Genomic DNA, 1,078 nt, shown 5'->3' on the forward strand with positions numbered 1-1,078 from the left:
CTAACCCAACACTAAACTTATTATCTGGTTCCATCCCGCCGCTGGTTTCGAAACCAAGCAAACGACCTAACTCGGCATTATTGCCCAGTGCAGGATGCACATCTAACGGAAGGTGATACGCAAATAGATTAATATCGTGATCAAGTAAGGCCTTAATTCGATTGCGCTTAATACCCGTAATAGCCTCTGACTCACCTTTCCAGAAGTAACCGTGATGAACCAAGATCGCATCGGCGTTTTCTTTGATGGCAACATCAATTAGATCTTGAGACGCAGTCACACCACCGACGATTTTTGAAATCTGGCTAGCACCTTCGACTTGAAGACCATTTGGGCAATAGTCTCGAACACTCGAGATACTGAGAAGGTCTGCTAAATATTTCTCTAACTCAATACGTTCGATCATTTCTTGCCCTCCGAAATCCCTAAGCCAATGCTTTCTTAAGCGCCGCAATCATTTCTTCGTTTTGCTGGACAGTACCGACCGTTAATCGCAAACACTCAGCTAGTAGAGGATGCCCTCCATCCAAACACTTTATGAGCACGCCCTGAGTCTTCATTGCTTCAAAAACACTTCGTGCTCCACCATTACTGCAGCGCACGAGCACGAAATTCGCTTCGCTAGGGAAAACTTCCAGACCATCAATATCCGCCAAGGAAGCGAGTAACTCAGATCGAGCAGTCTTAAGCAACTCACATTGAGCCGCTAGTTTGTCATAGTGCTTGATAGCTAAACTAGCGCTGGCCTGTGTTAACACATTGATATTGTATGGCAAACGAAGCTTCTCAAATTCTTTAAGCCAATTACTGCTACCCACCATGAAGCCAAGACGCAAACCTGCTAAACCGACCTTCGAGAAGGTTCGCATTACAACAACATTTGGGTAACGCGACACGTAAGACAATAAGTCACTATCGGTAAATGCCATGTAGGCTTCATCAAGCACAACAAGGCCATTTGCGGCGTCGATAATCGCCTGCAAGTCTTCTTCAGAGAACACATTGCCTGTCGGGTTATTAGGCGCAGCTAAAAAGATAAGAGCTGGGTCATGCTCTTGAATTGCCGATAAGGTAGCGG

General features: G+C 45.6%; 2 protein-coding genes. Both read right to left on the reverse strand.

Annotation, left to right across the window (positions count from 1 at the left end):
• The coding region (locus A3762_RS19270; RefSeq protein ID WP_197469408.1) for a Nif3-like dinuclear metal center hexameric protein at window positions 1–406 on the reverse strand (406 nt) is incomplete at its 3' end.
• Window positions 407–425: 19 nt separating this feature from the next.
• The coding region (locus A3762_RS19275; protein ID WP_156493600.1) for a histidinol-phosphate transaminase at window positions 426–1,078 on the reverse strand (653 nt) is incomplete at its 5' end.

It is taken from the genome of Oleiphilus sp. HI0125 (genome assembly GCF_001635355.1).